This is a genomic window from Algoriphagus mannitolivorans DSM 15301 (assembly GCF_000429425.1).
Classification (GTDB): Bacteria; Bacteroidota; Bacteroidia; order Cytophagales; family Cyclobacteriaceae; genus Algoriphagus; species Algoriphagus mannitolivorans.
The window spans coordinates 45,437-64,069 of the sequence record NZ_AUBV01000015.1; the positions used below are offsets into that span (position 1 = coordinate 45,437).

The window sequence follows — 18,633 nt, forward strand, 5'->3', positions numbered from 1 at the left end:
AAGATTATTAACATATTTGAAGATCCGAACAAAAACATGGCCTCAACTACAGAAGAAAACTATCTCAAAGCGTTGTTCAATCTGGCAAATCCAGAAGGTGAAGTGAATATTTCAGATTTAGCCCAAAGTCTTGGAGTCAGCATGCCTACTGCCAATTCCATGGTCAAAAGCCTTCAAAAAAGCGGGTGGGTTATTTATGAGAAATACAAACCTGTCACCTTAACTAAGCAGGGGAAAAAAACTGCTGCTTTGGTCATTCGAAAACATCGACTGACAGAGATGTTTTTGGTTAAGAAAATGGGATTTGGTTGGGAAGAGGTGCATGAAGTAGCAGAACAGATCGAGCATATTCATGCTCCCAAATTTTTTGATCGCATGGATGAAATGCTAGGATATCCCACCATTGATCCCCATGGATCTCCGATTCCTGATGATCAGGGAAGAGTCCAAACCCTAAGCCACGTTTCCTTAGCAAGTTGCCTCACAGGGCAAGTAGTTCAGCTTACCGCCTTAACCAACTCTTCGGCAGATTTTTTGGAATTCCTCAACAATCGGGAGTTGACTTTGGGAAAAGAATTGAAAATTCTTTCACAAGAGGCATACGACCATAGCATGACCGTTTCCTATGCTGGACACCCTCAAGAAACCCTCAGTGAAAAAGTCTGCGAAAAACTACTGGTACGTGTGATTTCCTGAGTTTCTTCTACCGCTCAAAAATTTTCCCTTGAAACAATTCTGGGACTAGTTTAGTATCGCAGTACTAATCTTATCCCCATGAAACGTCTATATTTCTTTTTCACATTTTCCCTTATCGCCACCGCCTCTTGGGCTCAAGACCGAGTAAGTGGTAAGGTATTCGCCACCCGATCAGAAGTCATCGCCCAAAATGGGATGGCTGCGACCGCCCAGCCACTCGCGACCCAAGTGGCCCTGGATATTTTGAAAAAAGGAGGCTCCGCGATGGATGCTGCCATTGCCGCAAATGCCATGCTTGGCTTAGTGGAGCCTAACGGTTGTGGGATTGGAGGGGATGTTTTTGCAATCATATGGGACGCCAAAACCCAGAAACTTTATGGCTTTAATGGAAGCGGCCGTGCTCCCGAGTTGCTGACTATGGAGGTATTTAAGGAAAAAGGCCTGAATCAAGTGCCTTTACTGGGTCCTCTCCCCGTCTCTGTGCCAGGTTGTGTGGATGGTTGGTTTCAAATGCACAAACGATTTGGAAAGCTCTCCATGGAGGAGATCCTGCAGCCTTCTATCGACTATGCCAATCAAGGTTTTCCCGTTTCTGAGGTAATTGCCTGGCAAATGAACGGGATGTATGAGAAAATGCAGGACATCCCTGGGTTCAGAAAAACTTACATGCCCAATGGAAAAAACACTCCGAGAAAAGGAGAAGTCTTCAAAAATCCGGATTTGGGAAGAACCTACTCTTTAATCGCCAAAGAAGGCAGGTCAGCTTTCTATGAAGGAGAAATCGCTCGTACAATTGACCGGTTTATGAAAGAAAACGGAGGTTATCTACGCTACGAAGACCTGAAAAAGCATACCTCTGAGTGGGTAGATCCAGTCAGCACCAACTATCGGGGATATGATGTCTGGGAACTTCCTCCCAATGGGCAGGGAATCGCTGTCCTCCAAATGTTGAACATTCTAGAAGGCTATGATATCAAATCCATGGGCTTTGGAAGTGCAGAATACCTACACCTCCTCACAGAAGCCAAAAAACTAGCCTTTGAAGATCGGGCTAAATTCTATGCCGATCCGGCTTTCAACCAAATCCCTGTGGAAAAACTGATTTCCAAAGAATATGCAGAGGAAAGAAGAAAGCTAATCGATCCGCAGAAAGCAGCATTATCCTATCCTGCAGGAGAAATCGAGAAAGGAAATACAACCTATCTTACCGTAGCGGACAAGGAGGGCAACATGGTCTCTTTCATTCAAAGCATTTACGATGAGTTCGGCTCAGGAATGGTACCGGATGGCTTGGGATTTGTCCTTCAAAACCGAGGTCAACAGTTCAATGTACAGGATGAAAACCATTGGAACTCCCTCGCCAAGGGCAAAAGACCTTTCCATACCATCATCCCTGCTTTTGTCACCAAAGACGGCCAACCTTATATCAGTTTTGGCTTGATGGGAGGATCAGTGCAGCCACAAGGTCATACCCAGATCATTGTTAACCTGATTGATTTTGGAATGAATCTTCAGGAAGCTGGTGACGCACCTCGGATGCGACACAATGGAAGTTCAGAACCTACCGGCTCTCAAATGACCAATGGAGGATCTCTCAACTTGGAAAGCGGCTTTTCCTATGAGGTAATCCGGCAGCTGGAAGAAATGGGACACCGAATCGAATATAGTGTCGGTCCCTATGGTGGCTATCAGGCCATTCTGTATGATCGAATCAACAAAGTGTACATTGGAGCCTCTGAGTCCAGAAAAGACGGACAGGCAGCAGGATATTGATTTCTTTCAAGAATTAAGATTGGATGCCATTATCTCAAAAGTGGTTAAAAAATAAGTCCTCGGGCTGTCAGAGCTCGAGGACTTATCAATTAATCCCGGATTTAAAGATTTTTCTGCCATCTCCAGCTATCCCGCATGGAATCTTCCAGGGAATATTTAGGACTCCATCCCAGTACCTTTCTGATTTTAGAGGTGTCGGCCCAGGTCTTCACCACATCCCCGGGACGGCGTGGACCGATTTCATAATTGAGCTTTAATCCGTTTACCTTTTCAAAAGTCTGGATCACCTCCAAAACAGTATTTCCCTCTCCTGTACCCACATTGAATACCTCGTAGAAGTTTGTCTTTTGACCTTTCAGGAAATCTAAGGCTTTGACGTGAGCATCTGCTAGGTCCATCACATGAATGTAATCCCGAACGCAGCTTCCATCAACCGTATCGTAGTCATTCCCAAAAACCGTCAATTTCTCTCTAATCCCAGCCGCAGTTTGGGTAATAAAAGGAACTAAATTCTGTGGTACTCCGAGCGGCAACTCCCCTATTTTCGCGGAAGGATGCGCACCGACCGGATTGAAGTATCTCAAAGAAATCACACGAATCCCAGGTTGGCTTTTCACATAGTCCACCAAGATGTCCTCACAGATTTTTTTGGTATTTCCATAGGGACTTTCAGCCTCTTGTCTCGGTGTGGATTCAGTAACGGGAAGCACTTCAGGCTGCCCATAAACGGTACAGGAAGAAGAAAAAACTAAATCCTGGATGTCTTTTTCCTTCATCCATTCCAATAGAATCAATAAAGATCCTACGTTATTCTGATAATACTTCAAAGGCTGTGCAGTGCTTTCTCCGACAGATTTAAAAGCTGCAAAATGGATAATACCAGATATTTGGTGTTGACTTGAAATCTCCTCCAATTGCTTCTTGTCGTTGCAGTCCCCTTTAAAAAAGGAGAATCTTTTCCCGGTTATTTCCTCCAACCTGTCCAAAACATTGCTGTCAGAATTGGACAAATCATCCAAAATAATGGGTTCAAATCCCGAGTTCCAGAGTTCAACTGCCGTATGGGATCCGATGTAACCGGCACCCCCGGTTATCAAAATTTTCTTCATGGGTTTTAAAAATGAATTTGAGACAAAACTATTTCAAATCTTGCCAATTCAAAGAATTCAATCGGCTCAAATAGCTTGAAAATCGTAAACAGCTGATTTTAACGGAGGAGAATAAACGAACCTTGATCCTCTTCTACCTTCTCCTGACCTGAAATGGTATAATAATAAATCAAGCGATAGTGGTAGGTTCCGGTTGGAGCTTCTTTTCCTTTGATTTCTCCGTTCCAGCCTTGAGATCCAGTAAATGCCACATTACCCCATCGGTCAAAAATCTGAATCTCAAAATTCACCAAGCAATTGGAAACTGGCTCGAAAGGTCCATCCATGGGTTTGAATCCAGTTGGCATTCTGAGTTCTGGTTTGGCCTCGGAAATTTTCCCCATAGCCGTAATCGTGCATCCGTTGGCATCTGTCACCATTACCTCATATTCACCTGATGGCATTGAGCTGATGCTCGGCCCTTGATCCAAAAATGACCTTGGTGAGGAGGTGGTTGAAGCTAATCCAATTCCACCCTGCAAACCCCAAGTGTATCGGTAAGGTGGAGCTCCCCCGCTTACCTTGACTGTTAATTCCCCATTATTTCCACCAGGACATCCCAGATTGTTCTCCACAAAAGCCACTGTCATTGGGGCTGTTTCTTGAATTTGGCCTGAAACGGGGATCGAACAACCCGTAGAATCTGAAATGAACAGATTGAATGTTCCTTTGGATAGACCTTGAACTTCCAGATACTGGCCATTCCAAATTGTCTCCAATCCATCTACCCGGTAAGGTGGGGTGCCTCCTTCCATTTTCGCTCTAAACTTCCCTGTCGAGGCTCCTTGGCAAATGATCGGAAAAGTTTCCACTTCCCCTAAAATCCGCATTTTAATCGGATCCTTGATTTCAACTTCCAGCTCAGCTACCCCGCAACCGTCCTTGTCTCGGACTTTAATGCTGTATTTTCCTGCTTTTAAATTTTCGGCTTTGGTGCTTTTGAGCTCAGCATTATGACTCCAGGTAATGTCATAATTTCCAGACCCACCCTTGAATTGAATTTCTAAACCACCGCTTGAATCTCCGGGACATTGAGGAGAAGTGTTTTTAATCACCAAAATCTCAATCTGAGCTGATTTGGAAACTTTTAAATCTTCGGAATTTTGAACACAAGCTAAACCCAATTTTTTGATGGAATAAGCAACAGAAAAGTTGATGTTCTCCGGATTCCAATCTATGCTCACCTTGGAGCTTCCCTGTCCCTCTTTGATTTGTCCTCCTACCACAATCCACTCGATCGTTTCTCCTGAAACTCCCTGAGGCAATTCATAGGAAGTGAGTTTACCAGCACAAAACTCGGCAGGGCCTTTAGCAGCCGGCAAAATCTCTCCGACACCAATTTGTACTTCCAAAGAAACTTCCTTTCCTGTGCAACCTGCCTCCGAAACCGGAACAGCGGTGATTTTACCCAAGACCACGCCTTCATTCCATTTGATCACCAGTTGGCTTTCATCTTGTGAAATGATTTGTCCACCGACAATCTCTTTCCATTGTGCTTTTACAATGGTCTCCCCATTTTTCAACTGATAAGTCGATTGAGATCCTCCGCAGGCAGTAGTCGGCCCTTTTATTTCCCCCTCAACATTTTGGACATTTACTTCAATCTCCAACTCTTCTGTAAGAGCACAACTTCCTGAACCAGTACTTGCCACCACTTTGACCAAGAAATTTCCCGGTTCCTGGAATTGATGGAGTACTGACTTACCACTCTTTAGAGGGCTTCCATCTCCAAAATCCCAAGAAAATTGAGTGAATTGTTGATTTGCAATTTTTATTTCCCAAGGGGTTTCCTCGCCTACGCAAACCTGATACTTGCCGTTGATTTCAGCTGCTTGATCATTTTCGATCTGTAGCTGGGATTGGGTAATTTCAAATCCTGCAGAATAGCCATAGGAGGATCGCTGTCCTGAACCATAGATATAAATAATGGCTCCTTCAGGACTGAAGAATTTATTGGCCCCGTCCTTTAAGTTAACCTGGGCATAGGAAAATGCAGTGTTTCCGGGAACTGGTTTAAACTGCGAGGTAATGGCTAATCCATTGAGTCGAATCTGACTGATGGAGGCAGTTGGAGCAATAATATTGGCATTGTTAAAAATGAATCCTGCCTCGTCAACAGAATAAAAATCCAGTTCCTTAATCCTCAATTCATTGCTTTGAAGATTAATCAAAAAAGGATCTCCAATAAATCCAGGAGAAGTGTTGCAATCCTGACTCTTGGAAAGCAGAGAGACCGCTGCGGGTTGGGAAGTTTCGATATTGGCGACCTCATCGACCTTGAATTCCATTCTTAAAAACTCCCCTTGATTCAAAATGCCTTTGCTGACACCATTGACTTTTACTTCGGTATTGTCAGTTCCTGCGAGCACTTTCACCACTTCACCAGAGGTTCTGTTTTTTAAAGGGACATGGATATACGATTTGCCCCAGAACTCAATGGGAAGTGCTTGAGAATACATGTGGTCCCCAGTATTTCCGCACTCTGCAACAGTGGTCATCTTATTACCTCCAAATACTGCAAGTCTTTTACAATCGCTGGGGTCTGAGTTCAGGATTCTAAAACGGGTACCAGTCAAGTCTCCGAAGGCTCGAATTTGATAGCTCTCCCCGGCATTGAGAGAAATGGTGTAGGGTTGTTTGGCAGGCTTACCCAGTTCGGTGGTGACCGAGGGGGTGATTTCTACGAGGGTGTTGTCTTCATTGGCAAGAACCAGAGCAGTAGAAGCGGAATTATCAGGACCATCTGTAAGAGGTCTGAAGTGGGCAGTGACAAAATAATCCTTGCTGAGAATATTAACCGGCAGGACTAAAGTAGCATCCGCGCTATTCTGTCGGGTGTTGTAGGCATAGACAGATACTTTACCGGAAGTTCTGATTAAGACAGACTTATTCTCTTTTTCCTCGGTTTTTCTATGGATTACATCCTGAGAACCAGAGAGAAACTCTTTTTTGAAAATCTGACCTTTATTAAGAGAAAAGGAAATCTGCTGTCCAAGGAAGTCAATGGTTCCGGACACATTTTCATTGGCTGTAATTACAACTACAGCTTTGTCGGGTAGGCTTGGCTTTTGGTTATTTTCCATGAACCCAACCAGAAATTCACTTCCAATCGTGCTTTGAGCTATCCCTTGGATGCTCGAGAAAAATGAAATGCACATCAAAAAGATTATCCATCTTTTGTTGTGCTTCATTTTAGTAGTAAGGGCCTATCAATTTTTTGATTTTAAGGGTGTTAACGGACAAGGGTGAATTGCCCCTTAATATTACTGATTTGCGACTTCCCTTCCAATTCAAAGTAATAATTTACTGAATAAGAATAAGTTCCGCTTGGGGCCTCCTTACCAGAAACCATGCCATCCCAGCCTTTGTTTCCAAAAAATATCAATTGACCCCAACGATTAAAAATCCATAGCTCAAATGCAGTTTCGCAATTCGAGACCCCCTGATACATACTATCCTTCTTTTTAGGGTCAAATCCTGTAGGCATTCTTATCTCAGGAGCTGCTTCTGAAACTCTTCCTGAACCCACACTGACGCATCCATTGGCATCGGTTACTTCCAGTTCATACTCCCCAGCAACTAAGCCTGTCACTAAATCTCCTGACATGGATAAGGTTTTCCATTCGAAAACAAACGGACCGTTTTCACCTTTAGGAATGGCAATAAGTTCTCCGTTGGAATCACCTGGGCAAGCAGGTTTCACTAACCTGACATCTACTTCCAAAGGCATAGGCGACGTAATTTCAAATTCCACAGGAAGCACACAACCATTGGCATCTGTTACCTTCCAAGCATATTTTCCTGCTTCCATTTGGGCTTTTTGATAAGTTCCAAAAAACTTGGTATTCGGATCAGCATCAAAAGAATATGGCATAGTCCCTCCTTGAATGGTAATTTGCACGGTTCCATCGGGTTTGCCATAACAGGATGTTCCAACAGGCTGAAGAGTTCCGATTTTTAGGATGTCCGGTTGAGTGATTTCCAGATTTTCCAATCGCTGAATACAGCCCAATTGATCTAAAACCTCCACCCAATAAATCCCAGGGGCCAAATTTTGCGCAATATTGGAGTTTAATCCGCCGGCATGAGACCATTTGTATTGGTAAGGAGGTTTTCCACCTTTGACCTCAATTTGTATTGAACCATTATTAGCTCCGAAGCAATCCACCATTTTCACATCAGTGACTTGGGCCAAAAATTCAGCAACTATTGATACTTCAATTTTTGGAGAAGTTCCTTCACATTGACTATCCACCAAACTAAACGCTACATATTCCAAGGTGCCTACCGTTTCGGGTTGATCCCAATTGACTTCCAATGTAGGTGTGCCTTGACCTGAAATAATGGTCCCTCCTACTATGGTCCATGTATATCCTCTCGAGGTTTGAGGGCTTGGCGCTTGGTAAATAAAAGAGGCATTGGGGCTGTAGCAAACCTCCAAAGGCCCTTCGGCAGCATCTACGGATATCCGTTGATTGATCACTACCGGCAATTCTATCGGCTCACCCGGACAACCACTTTCTGTATATGGAATCAATCGCAATAGGGCATTTTCATTTGCAGGTCCCCATTTAACCAAAACCGAGTCTCCATAATCTTTCATTATTTCTCCCCCTTCGATTTCGAAGATAGATTTGAAAACATTCTCCTTTCCCTTTACCCGATACATGATTTCCTCCACATCCGGACAAACAGATTGTTCTCCCACTAACTCAGCTTTAGTCTCCCGCACCACTACTTCAAAAACAATTTCCTCCTGATCATCACATGAGTTTGGACTTAATGCTGCGGTAACTGACACTTCATAATTTCCGGGCTTTTGGAAAATATGGTTTACCTCTTTTCCCACTACCGGATCTGAGCCATCACCAAAATTCCACACGAAATAGGTAAAGTCAGGATTGTCAGGAATTATCTCCCAGAGGCCTTCTTGATTAAGACATGCGACTCGCTCCCCCTCCACATCAAATTCATATTTGGTATCCGCCTTAAAATTTAGATTGTCCAAAGCGGCTCCTGCGGCATATCCATAGGATTCAATTTGTCCAAAGCCATAGACATAAGCAGTAAAACCTTCTTTATTCGAGATTTTATGAACCCCCTGTGAAATACCAACTCTGGCAATGGAATAGGTTGGATCGCTTGCCAGGACAGAAAAAAATGAGCCTATGTTATTTCCATCCAAAATCGTCTGATTTTCTGTCCCCGTCTTGACCACAATATTGATATAATGGTTGGTGATGGAGGGCAAGGCCATCGCGTTGAAAGAAATTTCTTTCAAGCTCTGTTCCACCGGACTATACGTAATCATAAAAGGATCTCCGTTTTGGGCTTCTGGAGTATTCGGCAGATTACAGTCCATACTTTTGGAAAAGACAGTAACAGATGCCGGTTTGGAGGTTACTATTTTTGCGTTCTCGTCGATCCCAAATTCAATTGATAAAAATTGAGATTGATTGATCGTACCCACGGAATTTCCATTCACAAAGACCTGAGTGCCATCTTCAGAGGCCAATACTTTCACCAATTCTCCGGAGGACCTTCCTTCCAGCCCTACATGCACAAAGGAAGTCCCCCAAGTATTTACCGGGTAGGCTTGTTGGAACAAATGATCGTTGGCCTGACCACAATCTCCGACTCCAGTCCATTTATTTCCTCCAAAGACTGCGATCTTCCTACATTCATCGGCATTCGCTCCAACGACACGAACTCTCGAACCCGTCAAATCTCCTCTGGCTTTCAGCTGATAGCTTTGACCTCTGTTTAGAACAATGGTAAAAGGGGTTTTCGCAGCGTTTCCATTAATGGTGGCTACTGAAGGGGTAATTTCTATTGAGGTTTTATCCTCTGTTGCGATGACCAACAAAGTACTCTCATTGTTGATATTTCCGTTGAATCCTGAGCTTACAGTCAGGGTCTCAAAATGTGAGGTGATGTAGTAATCCCTTCCCAAAGTGCCTACCGGCAAAACCAAAGTACCATCAGCACTTCTGAGCCTTTCATTGAATGCATGAACTGCAATTTTCCCGGAGGAAGAAATATAAATTCCTTTGTCTTCGATGTTTCCACTAGTTCTATGAAGTAAATCTAAATCATCCGAGGGAACTCTCAGGGTAAATTGCTGTCCACCTGAGAGAGAGAATGACTGCACATTGCCAAGGTATTCGATAGAGCCCGTTGCATTTTCAGTTGCTGTGATGACAATTACTGCAAAGTCCATGGCTCCTTGATTATTGGGACCACTTGGAAATACCCGGTTGTTTTCCATGAAACCAACCCAAAATTCTTTCCCAACAGTAGATAATTGTCCCATCACATACACCGGATTTCCTACGAGAAGGAAAAGAGACAAAAGAAGCCAATAAAATGCTCGCATCGAACAGAATTAGGGTTAATTGCCGACAATATAATTAACCTGCAAAACATTTCTCCATGAAACTATACCAGTGGATGAATAGGAATTAAGGAAAAGCCTAAAAAAAATTTAATTCCCTATCTTTGCGCCTTCTAAAAGCAAAAATAATCCATGATTTCAGTAGATAGTCTTTCCCTCAAGTTTGGTAAGCGCACTCTTTTTGATGAAGTTAACCTCAAATTCACTCCCGGCAACTGCTATGGAGTGATCGGTGCCAACGGAGCAGGAAAATCCACCTTTTTGAAAATACTTTCCGGAGAGCTCGATTCGACCTCTGGTTCAATCAATATTACTCCAGGCCAGAGAATGGCTGTTTTGAAGCAAAACCACTTTGAATTTGATGAAGTGGAGGTCTTGAAGACGGTATTGATGGGCCACAAAAAGCTCTTTGCCATCATGGCAGAAAAGGACGCTATCTACATGAAGGCGGACTTTACAGAGGAAGACGGAATCCGTGCATCTGAACTGGAGGCTGAATTTGCTGAAATGGATGGCTGGAATGCCGAATCCGATGCAGCAGCTTTGCTCTCAGGCCTTGGCATAACAGAAGATCTGCACTACATGCAGATGAAAGACCTTGCCGGCAATCAAAAAGTCCGTGTGTTGCTAGCTCAGGCCCTTTTTGGAAATCCAGATATCCTGATTCTCGATGAACCTACCAACGATCTGGATGCTGACACCATCGTATGGCTGGAGGATTTCCTTATGGATTTCAAAAACCTCGTAATCGTAGTTTCCCACGATCGTCACTTCCTGGATACTGTTTCCACTCATATCGTGGACATTGATTTTGGGAAAATCAAAATCTACTCCGGTAACTATACCTTCTGGTACGAATCATCCCAGCTTGCTCTGAAGCAGCGATCTGACCAAAACAAAAAAGCTGACGAAAAGAGAAAAGAACTTCAGGACTTTATCGCGAGATTTTCAGCCAACGTCGCCAAATCCCGCCAGGCTACCGCCAGAAAGAAAATGCTCGAAAAACTCAATGTGGATGAAATTGAGCCTTCCAGCAGAAAGTACCCAGGCATTATTTTCAAGCCGGAAAGAGAAGCCGGAGACCAGATCTTCATGACCGAAGCCTTGGAACTTAAGGAAGATGGCACCACTTACTTCACCGACGTCAATTTGATGGTGGATAAAGGCGACAAAATCGCATTCATTTCCAAAACCAAACAGGCGGTTCATAAATTCTTCGATGTGATCATGGATGAAGGCACCAAACCAAGCAAAGGCAGCTTCAAATGGGGGGTCACCATCAACAAAGCTTACCTTCCAAATGACAATGCCAAGTATTTCAATTCTGACTTAAACCTAATTGACTGGCTAAGACAATACTCAACCAACCAAGAAGAAGCTTATGTCAGAACTTTCTTGGGTAGGATGCTATTTACCGGTGAAGAAACCCTGAAAAAGTGTACCGTGCTTTCTGGAGGAGAAAAAGTAAGATGTATGATTTCCCGCATGATGCTTCAAAATCCAAACTTATTGGTCATGGACGAACCAACTAACCACTTGGACTTGGAGTCTATCACAGCCTTCAACAATGCGATCATCGAATTTAACGGGACAGTATTGATGTCATCCTATGACCACACATTCGTGCAATCTTCCTGTAACCGGATCGTGGAATTCACTCCAAACGGCACAATAGACAGAAGAATGCCTTACGACGACTATTTGGCAAGTGAGGAAATCAAAGCCCTTCGGGAAAAAATGTACGGCAAAAACTAAAAGGAAAGCACCTTGCTACTCACTGCAATCATCATATATCTAGGATTGACTGTGGCTGTGGGTGCATGGTCTTCTCGTTTGGTCAAAAACTCCAGTGATTTTGTGTTGGCAGGGCGATCCCTGCCTCTTTTTCTTTCTGCTTCAGCCCTTTTTGCTACTTGGTTTGGTTCCGAGACCATCTTCGGTGCCTCTTCGGTATATCTGGAGGAAGGCCTCATTGGAGTGATTGAAGATCCCTTCGGAGGAGCCCTTTGTTTGGTGCTGTTCGGAATGTTTTATCTCCGCCCGATGTATCGGATGAATGTGCTTACCATCGGGGATGTTTTCTCTAAAATCTTTGGAAAAAGGATAGAATTCTTTGCCTCAGTCTTTATGATTCCCGCCTATTTCGGCTATGTCGCAGCCCAGCTGGTAGCTTTAAGTTTGGTCCTTGGAGCTGTGACCGATTTGACGCTGACTCAGGGTATCATTATTTCTGCAGGCATAGTGGTTTTCTATACCTTCTTAGGAGGAATGTGGGCCATCTCAATTACCGATTTTATCCAAACCACCATGATTGTCATTGGGTTGATTTGGGTATCGGTCATGGTTGCCCAAGAAGCCGGAGGCGTTGGAGAGATATTTTCCCAAGCTCCCCCGGAAAGCTTCCAGTTCTTTCCAGAAAATAGTCTGAATGCCTGGATCAGTTATTTCGGAGCATGGGCCATTTTGGGTCTAGGAAGTATTCCATCCCAGGATATTTATCAAAGAGTCATGTCGGCCAAATCCGAAAAAGTAGCCATCCGATCTACCTATTTGGCAGGAGGATTCTACCTTTCTTTTGGACTTTTGCCTCTTTTCATTGCTTTGGGAGCAAAAGTTCTTTATCCCGAACTGTACCTAGAAAACAAACAAATGTTACTTCCTTCCATGGTTTTGCGACATGGTGGGCTTGCGGTTCAGGTCGTTTTTTTTGGTGCTTTGATCTCTGCTATAATGAGCACCACGAGTTCCGGGCTCCTAGCACCATCGGCAATCATTTCTGAAAACATCATCAGGCCATATTTCGGAGAAAAACTTCAAGACAAGCATCTTCTTTGGATCTTGAGAATCAATATCATTTCTGTAGCCCTTATATCTACGCTGATGGCTACCTGGGAATCCAATATCTACGAACTGGTGGCCGGCGCCTCCATCCTGATGTTGGTCTCCTTATTTGTACCCTTGACTGCTGGCCTTTATTGGAAAAAGGCCTCTCCTATGGGAGCTTTATTGGCCATGGTAATCGGTATGTTGACTTACCTGATCGCTGAAAATTTCGAATGGACTGAAAACAACCATTTACTCGGCTTGATTGCCAGTATTCTTGCCATGGTATTCGGCTCCTATTCCTTTCCAGACAAAAAGAAACTCTCCTATGAACTATCCTAAAATCACCCTACAGAAAGGAAAAGAAGTTTCACTTCTCCGAAAACACCACTGGGTCTTCTCCGGGGCAATTGCAAAAAGCGAACCCGGCATAGAAAACGGTGATCTTGTCTCCGTATTTTCCTCCAAAAACGACTTCTTGGGAATAGGTCATTTTTCCCAAGGTTCCATCATGGTGAGAATTATTTCCTTTGAAGAAAGACCCATCGATGCATCGTTTTGGGCAGAAAGAATCTCTTCCGCTTACTCCTTGAGAGAAGCATTGGGACTCACGAATAATCCTGAAACCAACGTATTCAGATTAATCCACGGAGAAGGAGATCTACTTCCGGGATTGATCGTGGATTATTACCATGGTACTGCCGTAATTCAGGCGCATCATGTGGGTATGCACCGGCATGTTCGGGAGATTTCCCAAGCCCTACAGGAGGTTTTAGGAGATAAACTACAGGGAGTGTATGATAAAAGTGCTGAAACACTTCCGAAAAACCTGGAAATTTCCTCTAATGAATGGATTTGGGGAAAGCCACAAACTGATCTGGTTCAGGAATACGGAGCCACCTACAAAATCGACTGGGAAAAAGGCCAAAAAACCGGTTTTTTCATTGACCAAAGAGAAAACCGAAAGCTGGTCTCCACCTATTCCAAGGGAAAAAAGGTTCTAAATACCTTTTGCTATTCCGGGGGATTTTCTGTCCTGGCCCTTCAAGAAGGAGCCACAGAAGTCCATTCAGTAGATATTTCTGCGAAAGCCATTGAATTAACTGAAGAAAATGTAGCCTTAAATGCTGGATTTTCCGGGAAGCATCTTTCTATCACAGCTGATGTGGTTAAATACATCCGCGAAATCGGAGATGATTTTGACCTGATTATTTTGGACCCACCGGCCTTTGCCAAGAATATAAAGGCCCGGCACAATGCGGTGCAAGCCTATAAAAGACTGAATGCAGAGGCCTTGCGGAAAATCAAACCCGGAGGCATCTTATTTACTTTCTCTTGCAGTCAAGTGGTGGACAAATCCCTATTTGCCCACACCATTACTGCAGCCGCCATGGAGAGCAAGCGAAAAGTCAAAATCCTTCACCAACTCAGCCAGCCGGCAGACCATCCGGTGAATGTTTTCCATCCAGAGACCGAATATCTCAAGGGCTTAGTCCTTTTTGTGGAATAAATTATCAAGGATCAAAACCTTTCTCTATCTGCTTTTGTACTAATTTCACCTTTCAAACAAAAAACTATGTACACAGGATTATTACATACCCACTCCGGCCTTGCCTATTTGGTACTGGCTGCTTTGATCATCGTCATCTTCTGGGCGCTTTTCGGTTCACTTACCGGAAGAGAATTTACAGAGAGAGATCGTAAACTTGCTCTGGTTGCATTTATCCTTTCCCATGTCCAGCTTTTGGTGGGTCTGATTCTTTATTTTGTCAGTCCTCTTGGCCTACAACTATTGACCGGTGGAGGTGCGATGTCTGATCCAGTAGCACGACTTACCGCCCTTGAGCACCCCGTAATCAATATTGTTGCGATTGTCCTCATCACCATCGGATACAGCCGAGGCAAAAAACTCACGGAGTCCCGTGCCAAATTCAGAAGTATCTATATGCTCTATGCCATAGGATTGATTTTGCTTTTGAGCAGACTTCCTTGGATGAATTGGATGGCATAAAATCCTTTTTAATAAATCAAAATCCGGCTCAAAAGGCCGGATTTCTTGTTTTCATTTTTTTTGATCCCTGCTTTCACATCCAAGAATGACCATTTAACATTTTATGCAACTTTGTTTCAAAAACTTTGGTTAAATCGGTTAGCACATTTTACTTTTGCAACCGTGTTACATAAAGCAAAGCCATATTTTCTATTTCTGGTTTTTGGGTTTATCGTCCATTGGACCCAAGCCCAGCAATGTAATCTTACCCTAAGGGGGAAAATCATTCACCTTGAAAACGGTGAACCCATTGAGGCTGCTTCCATCCTAATCATGGAAAATCGCTCCGGTGCGGTGTCAGATCCCAATGGAAACTTTGTAATCAGAGACCTTTGTCCAGGCACTTACACCATCAAAGTTCAGTATCTAGGACATAAAGAAATCCTTCAAACCCTTCAGCTGACAGGAAATACATTAAATCAAACATTCCGGATGGAAGAAGAGTCTTTGGACTTAGGCGGAGTGGAAGTTCACGGACATCGGGATGCAGTTCAAACCACCACCGCTGTTACCTCGCTTTATGGTGAAGCTCTTCTTCAAGCTCGAGGAGAAAGCCTAGGCGAAAGCTTAAAACGAGTGGCCGGTGTGACCACCTTTTCGACTGGTAATACAATCGCCAAACCGGTAATTCACGGAATGCATAGTAACCGGATCATGATTTTAAACAATGGCATCCGACTGGAAGGTCAGCAGTGGGGAGCTGAACATGCCCCGGAAATTGATCCTTTTTTGGCGGATGAAATCACAGTAATCAAAGGTGCTGAGACTGTAAGATTTGGTCCTGAGGCTATGGGAGGAGTGATTTTGGTCAACCCACCTTCCCTTCCAACCTCTAAAAAGCACCTGACTGAGCTTCATCTTATCGGTGGAACGAATGGCCAAATGGGAAACATATCTGCTTCACATGAGGGAGGTTCGGATAAAATCAAAGGATTGGGATACCGAGTTCAGGCTTCTGCCAAAAGGGCTGGATTTGTGAAATCACCAAACTACTACCAAGCCAACACGGGCATGGCGGAATATAACTTCTCCACCGCCCTGGGATACAGCTCCGGGGATTTGGGGATTGAATCTTACTACAGCTTTTTCAATACTGAAATTGGGATTTTGAGGGATGCACATACTGGAAACCTTTCGGATCTGGAAGAAATCATCCGTAATGGAGAGCCTTTTAACAAGCCGGACTTTTCCTATGAAATCTCCAACCCCAAACAGCAAGTGAACCATCACTTGGCCAAACTTAAAGCTCATTACCATCTGAACCCCTCTTGGAAGCTTAATCTTCAATATGGATTTCAGCTCAATAACCGAAAGGAGTACGATAGAAGAAGAGGCGATTTAAATGCCCGCCCTAGCCTGGATTTGGAGCTTTTCACCAATACCCTAGAGCTATTTCTGGATCACAACCTGAAATCCAACTGGAGCGGAAGCTTCGGTTTCAATCTTATCCAGCAGGCAAATTCAAATATCCCGGGAACAGGTGTCACTCCTCTTATTCCAAACTATAACATGCTCAATGGTGGAGTTTACTGGATGGAAAAATACCTGAAAGGGCCATTGGAACTGGAAGCCGGAGTCCGGTACGATTACCGAAAAGTAGATGCTGCAAGGTTTGTGGGAAATGAACTTCAAGAAGCTAGTCTGGATTATCAAAATTTCTCTGCCTTTATCGGAGGATTGTACCAATTAAGCCCCTATTTCTCTTTTTCTTCCAACCTGGGATCTGCATGGAGACCCCCGAATGTAAATGAGCTGTTCTCCCAAGGTCTCCATCATGGTGCTGCGGCTGTGGAGATTGGAGATGCCAATTTGCTCTCCGAAAAGTCCCTCAAATGGGTCAATGGATTGGAATTTGAAAAAGACAAAGTCTTGATCGAATTCACCGGATATCTCAACCAAATCCAGAATTACATCTATCTCAATCCTACTGGAGAGACCTACGTCAGCCTACGGGGTACTTTCAATGTGTATGAATACCTACAGGCAAATGCTCTCTTTTACGGAGTTGACCTTTCGGGTAGTTATGCTTTTTCAGAGCGAATTAATGCTTATGCAAAAGGCTCCATCATCCGGGCCAGAAACACTGACATGGATAACTATTTTCCCTTTATCCCCTCTGATCGGATGGATTGGGGACTCTCCTATTCCTTTGGAAAAAAAGACAATCCAAACTCCCATCAATTCACTTTCAGCAACCAACTGGTTGCCAGGCAAAAAAGGGAGCCTGATTTTGACTTGGCACCAGCGCCACCAAGCTATGCGCTAATCAATCTTGCCTATCAAAAGAAAATACAACTAGCTAAAAACCAACTGAATGTAGGAGTTCAGGTCAACAACCTATTGAATACCGAATACAAAGAATACATGAACAGATTCCGCTATTTCACGGATGATATGGGAAGAAATATTTTAATCAAACTCAATTACCAATTCTAAATTTTAACAAAATGAAAAACTACACCAAACTGCCTCTGTACTTATTTGCAGCCCTGACGCTGGGATTCGTTTCTTGCGAAAGTGAAGATCCTGAAAAAGAAAATGAAGGTGAAGTGATCACTGATGTAATTCTTAATTTCCAGGAATTGGACGGATCAAATAACCCAGTTGGAAGCACTTTTTCTTTTAAGGCCAGTGATTCGCAAGGAATTGAAATTGGAGGATCTCCGACCATCGAAACCATCAATCTCATCAAAGGCAAAAAGTATTCGATGACTATCCAGGTGCTAAATACAATTGAAGGGGAAGACATCACCAAAGAAATCTTGGAAGAAGCTGACGAGCATCAATTCTTTTTCCTTGGAAGTGCTTTTACCAACAATATTCTAAGCATTGTCTATGCTGATGACAATGGAATTAACCTTGGCGTAAAAACAAGATTGACCGTATCATCCTCTCCAGGAACCAACAATACTTCTATGCGAGTAGTCTTGAGACATGATTTGGACAAGAACTTCCCAGGCGCCACCAATCCAAACTTTGCCAATTTTATTCAAGCAGGTGGAGAAACTGATTTGGATATCACCTTCCCAATTGTTCTTAATTAATCGAGAATTACCCCCCAAAAAAAAGGCAGCTTCCCAGCTGCCTTTTTGCATTTATCGACTGTTTGCTTTAGAAGTTATTTCCACAAATGGCCATATTCTCAGGGATGAATTCAGCTGGATTTTTACCGACATTACCCGCGACCAAAACCACTTGATAATCCGGCCCTTCGTTGGCCAAATGAATTTTGACATGCCCATCAAATAACTTCATTTCTTCAAAACCTAATTTCGTACCATCAGACAATTTTCCTAAAATCGTAGAAGACTCCAAAGTCTTTGCTGAAACTGGACGAAGCAAAAAAGCTATTGGTGCATCTGCCTGATCGTATCCTCCAAAATGCAAATGGGCTGGATATTCGTAGTCTGAGTTTGCTTTTGTACCATCCAACTTCAAGTTGAATTCCAATTGACCCCCCAGTAATTCTCTTACATTCAATACTCCTGAGAAATTATAATCACTGGATTTATACAACTCAAAATTCAATTCCTGCCCAGTGTATTTTTCAGGCTCAGTCTCAGAACAGGCCAACAAACCAAAGGCGACTAAGGCTATTGCAAAAATCTTTTTCATTCTCTGTCTTTTTTCTACCAAACGATTTGCCGGGAAGGCTGTTTAATTTTAACTAAAATAATTCATTTAACTCCCAAAAAAAGTGATGAGTGACACTTTCGGAATATTTTGCCTATAAAAACACTTCAAGACAA

The 18,633-nt window shown here is 43.4% G+C and carries 12 protein-coding genes; 8 read left to right on the forward strand and 4 right to left on the reverse strand.

The window, feature by feature from the left end; genetic code table 11:
- Positions 1–36 precede the first annotated feature (36 nt).
- Both G458_RS0115255 and ggt read left to right on the forward strand, forming a co-directional pair.
- Positions 37–696, forward strand: coding sequence for a metal-dependent transcriptional regulator (locus G458_RS0115255; protein WP_026952657.1), 660 nt, complete (start codon positions 37–39; stop codon positions 694–696).
- A gap of 78 nt (positions 697–774) precedes the next feature.
- Positions 775–2,469, forward strand: a complete 1,695-nt coding sequence (gene ggt, locus G458_RS0115260; protein WP_026952658.1) for a gamma-glutamyltransferase — start codon at positions 775–777, stop codon at positions 2,467–2,469.
- Positions 2,470–2,570: 101 nt separating this feature from the next.
- Here the strand turns inward: ggt and galE are convergent, their stop codons facing one another.
- The 3 genes from galE to G458_RS0115280 form a co-directional block, all read right to left on the reverse strand.
- A complete protein-coding gene (gene galE, locus G458_RS0115265) occupies positions 2,571–3,578 on the reverse strand; it encodes a UDP-glucose 4-epimerase GalE (protein ID WP_026952659.1) in 1,008 nt (335 codons plus the stop codon).
- Positions 3,579–3,676: 98 nt separating this feature from the next.
- Positions 3,677–6,808: a PKD domain-containing protein gene (locus G458_RS0115275; protein WP_026952660.1), complete on the reverse strand. Its 3,132-nt coding sequence runs from the start codon at positions 6,806–6,808 to the stop codon at positions 3,677–3,679.
- Between the two features lie 41 nt (positions 6,809–6,849).
- The gene (locus G458_RS0115280) at positions 6,850–9,993 is read right to left on the reverse strand and encodes a PKD domain-containing protein (RefSeq protein ID WP_026952661.1); all 3,144 of its coding nucleotides are present in this window, start codon (positions 9,991–9,993) and stop codon (positions 6,850–6,852) included.
- A 150-nt stretch (positions 9,994–10,143) separates the two neighbouring features.
- Between G458_RS0115280 and G458_RS0115285 the strand changes: the two genes are divergently transcribed.
- The 6 genes from G458_RS0115285 to G458_RS0115310 all read left to right on the forward strand — a co-directional run bounded on the left by G458_RS0115285 (position 10,144) and on the right by G458_RS0115310 (position 17,928).
- Positions 10,144–11,766, forward strand: coding sequence for an ABC-F family ATP-binding cassette domain-containing protein (locus tag G458_RS0115285; RefSeq protein ID WP_026952662.1), 1,623 nt, complete (start codon positions 10,144–10,146; stop codon positions 11,764–11,766).
- A gap of 12 nt (positions 11,767–11,778) precedes the next feature.
- Positions 11,779–13,176, forward strand: a complete 1,398-nt coding sequence (locus tag G458_RS0115290) for a sodium:solute symporter family protein (RefSeq protein WP_026952663.1) — start codon at positions 11,779–11,781, stop codon at positions 13,174–13,176.
- A complete protein-coding gene (locus tag G458_RS0115295; RefSeq protein WP_026952664.1) occupies positions 13,163–14,344 on the forward strand; it encodes a class I SAM-dependent rRNA methyltransferase in 1,182 nt (393 codons plus the stop codon). Before G458_RS0115290 ends, G458_RS0115295 begins: the two co-directional genes overlap by 14 nt.
- 66 nt (positions 14,345–14,410) lie before the next feature.
- Positions 14,411–14,845, forward strand: a complete 435-nt coding sequence (locus tag G458_RS0115300; RefSeq protein WP_026952665.1) for a hypothetical protein — start codon at positions 14,411–14,413, stop codon at positions 14,843–14,845.
- A gap of 162 nt (positions 14,846–15,007) precedes the next feature.
- Positions 15,008–17,320: a TonB-dependent receptor gene (locus G458_RS0115305; protein ID WP_084438886.1), complete on the forward strand. Its 2,313-nt coding sequence runs from the start codon at positions 15,008–15,010 to the stop codon at positions 17,318–17,320.
- Positions 17,321–17,331: 11 nt separating this feature from the next.
- Positions 17,332–17,928, forward strand: coding sequence for a hypothetical protein (locus tag G458_RS0115310; RefSeq protein WP_026952667.1), 597 nt, complete (start codon positions 17,332–17,334; stop codon positions 17,926–17,928).
- Positions 17,929–17,995: 67 nt separating this feature from the next.
- Here the strand turns inward: G458_RS0115310 and G458_RS0115315 are convergent, their stop codons facing one another.
- Positions 17,996–18,499, reverse strand: coding sequence for a hypothetical protein (locus G458_RS0115315; RefSeq protein ID WP_026952668.1), 504 nt, complete (start codon positions 18,497–18,499; stop codon positions 17,996–17,998).
- Between the last annotated feature and the right edge of the window lie 134 nt (positions 18,500–18,633).

Coding starts and splice junctions, on each gene's coding strand:
- G458_RS0115255 (WP_026952657.1), top strand. CDS start 37: ATGGCCTCAACTACAGAAGAAAACTATCTCAAAGCGTTGTTCAATCTG.
- galE (WP_026952659.1), bottom strand. CDS start 3,578: ATGAAGAAAATTTTGATAACCGGGGGTGCCGGTTACATCGGATCCCAT.
- G458_RS0115295 (WP_026952664.1), top strand. CDS start 13,163: ATGAACTATCCTAAAATCACCCTACAGAAAGGAAAAGAAGTTTCACTT.
- G458_RS0115310 (WP_026952667.1), top strand. CDS start 17,332: ATGAAAAACTACACCAAACTGCCTCTGTACTTATTTGCAGCCCTGACG.
- G458_RS0115285 (WP_026952662.1), top strand. CDS start 10,144: ATGATTTCAGTAGATAGTCTTTCCCTCAAGTTTGGTAAGCGCACTCTT.
- G458_RS0115315 (WP_026952668.1), bottom strand. CDS start 18,499: ATGAAAAAGATTTTTGCAATAGCCTTAGTCGCCTTTGGTTTGTTGGCC.
- G458_RS0115275 (WP_026952660.1), bottom strand. CDS start 6,808: ATGAAGCACAACAAAAGATGGATAATCTTTTTGATGTGCATTTCATTT.
- G458_RS0115300 (WP_026952665.1), top strand. CDS start 14,411: ATGTACACAGGATTATTACATACCCACTCCGGCCTTGCCTATTTGGTA.
- ggt (WP_026952658.1), top strand. CDS start 775: ATGAAACGTCTATATTTCTTTTTCACATTTTCCCTTATCGCCACCGCC.
- G458_RS0115280 (WP_026952661.1), bottom strand. CDS start 9,993: ATGCGAGCATTTTATTGGCTTCTTTTGTCTCTTTTCCTTCTCGTAGGA.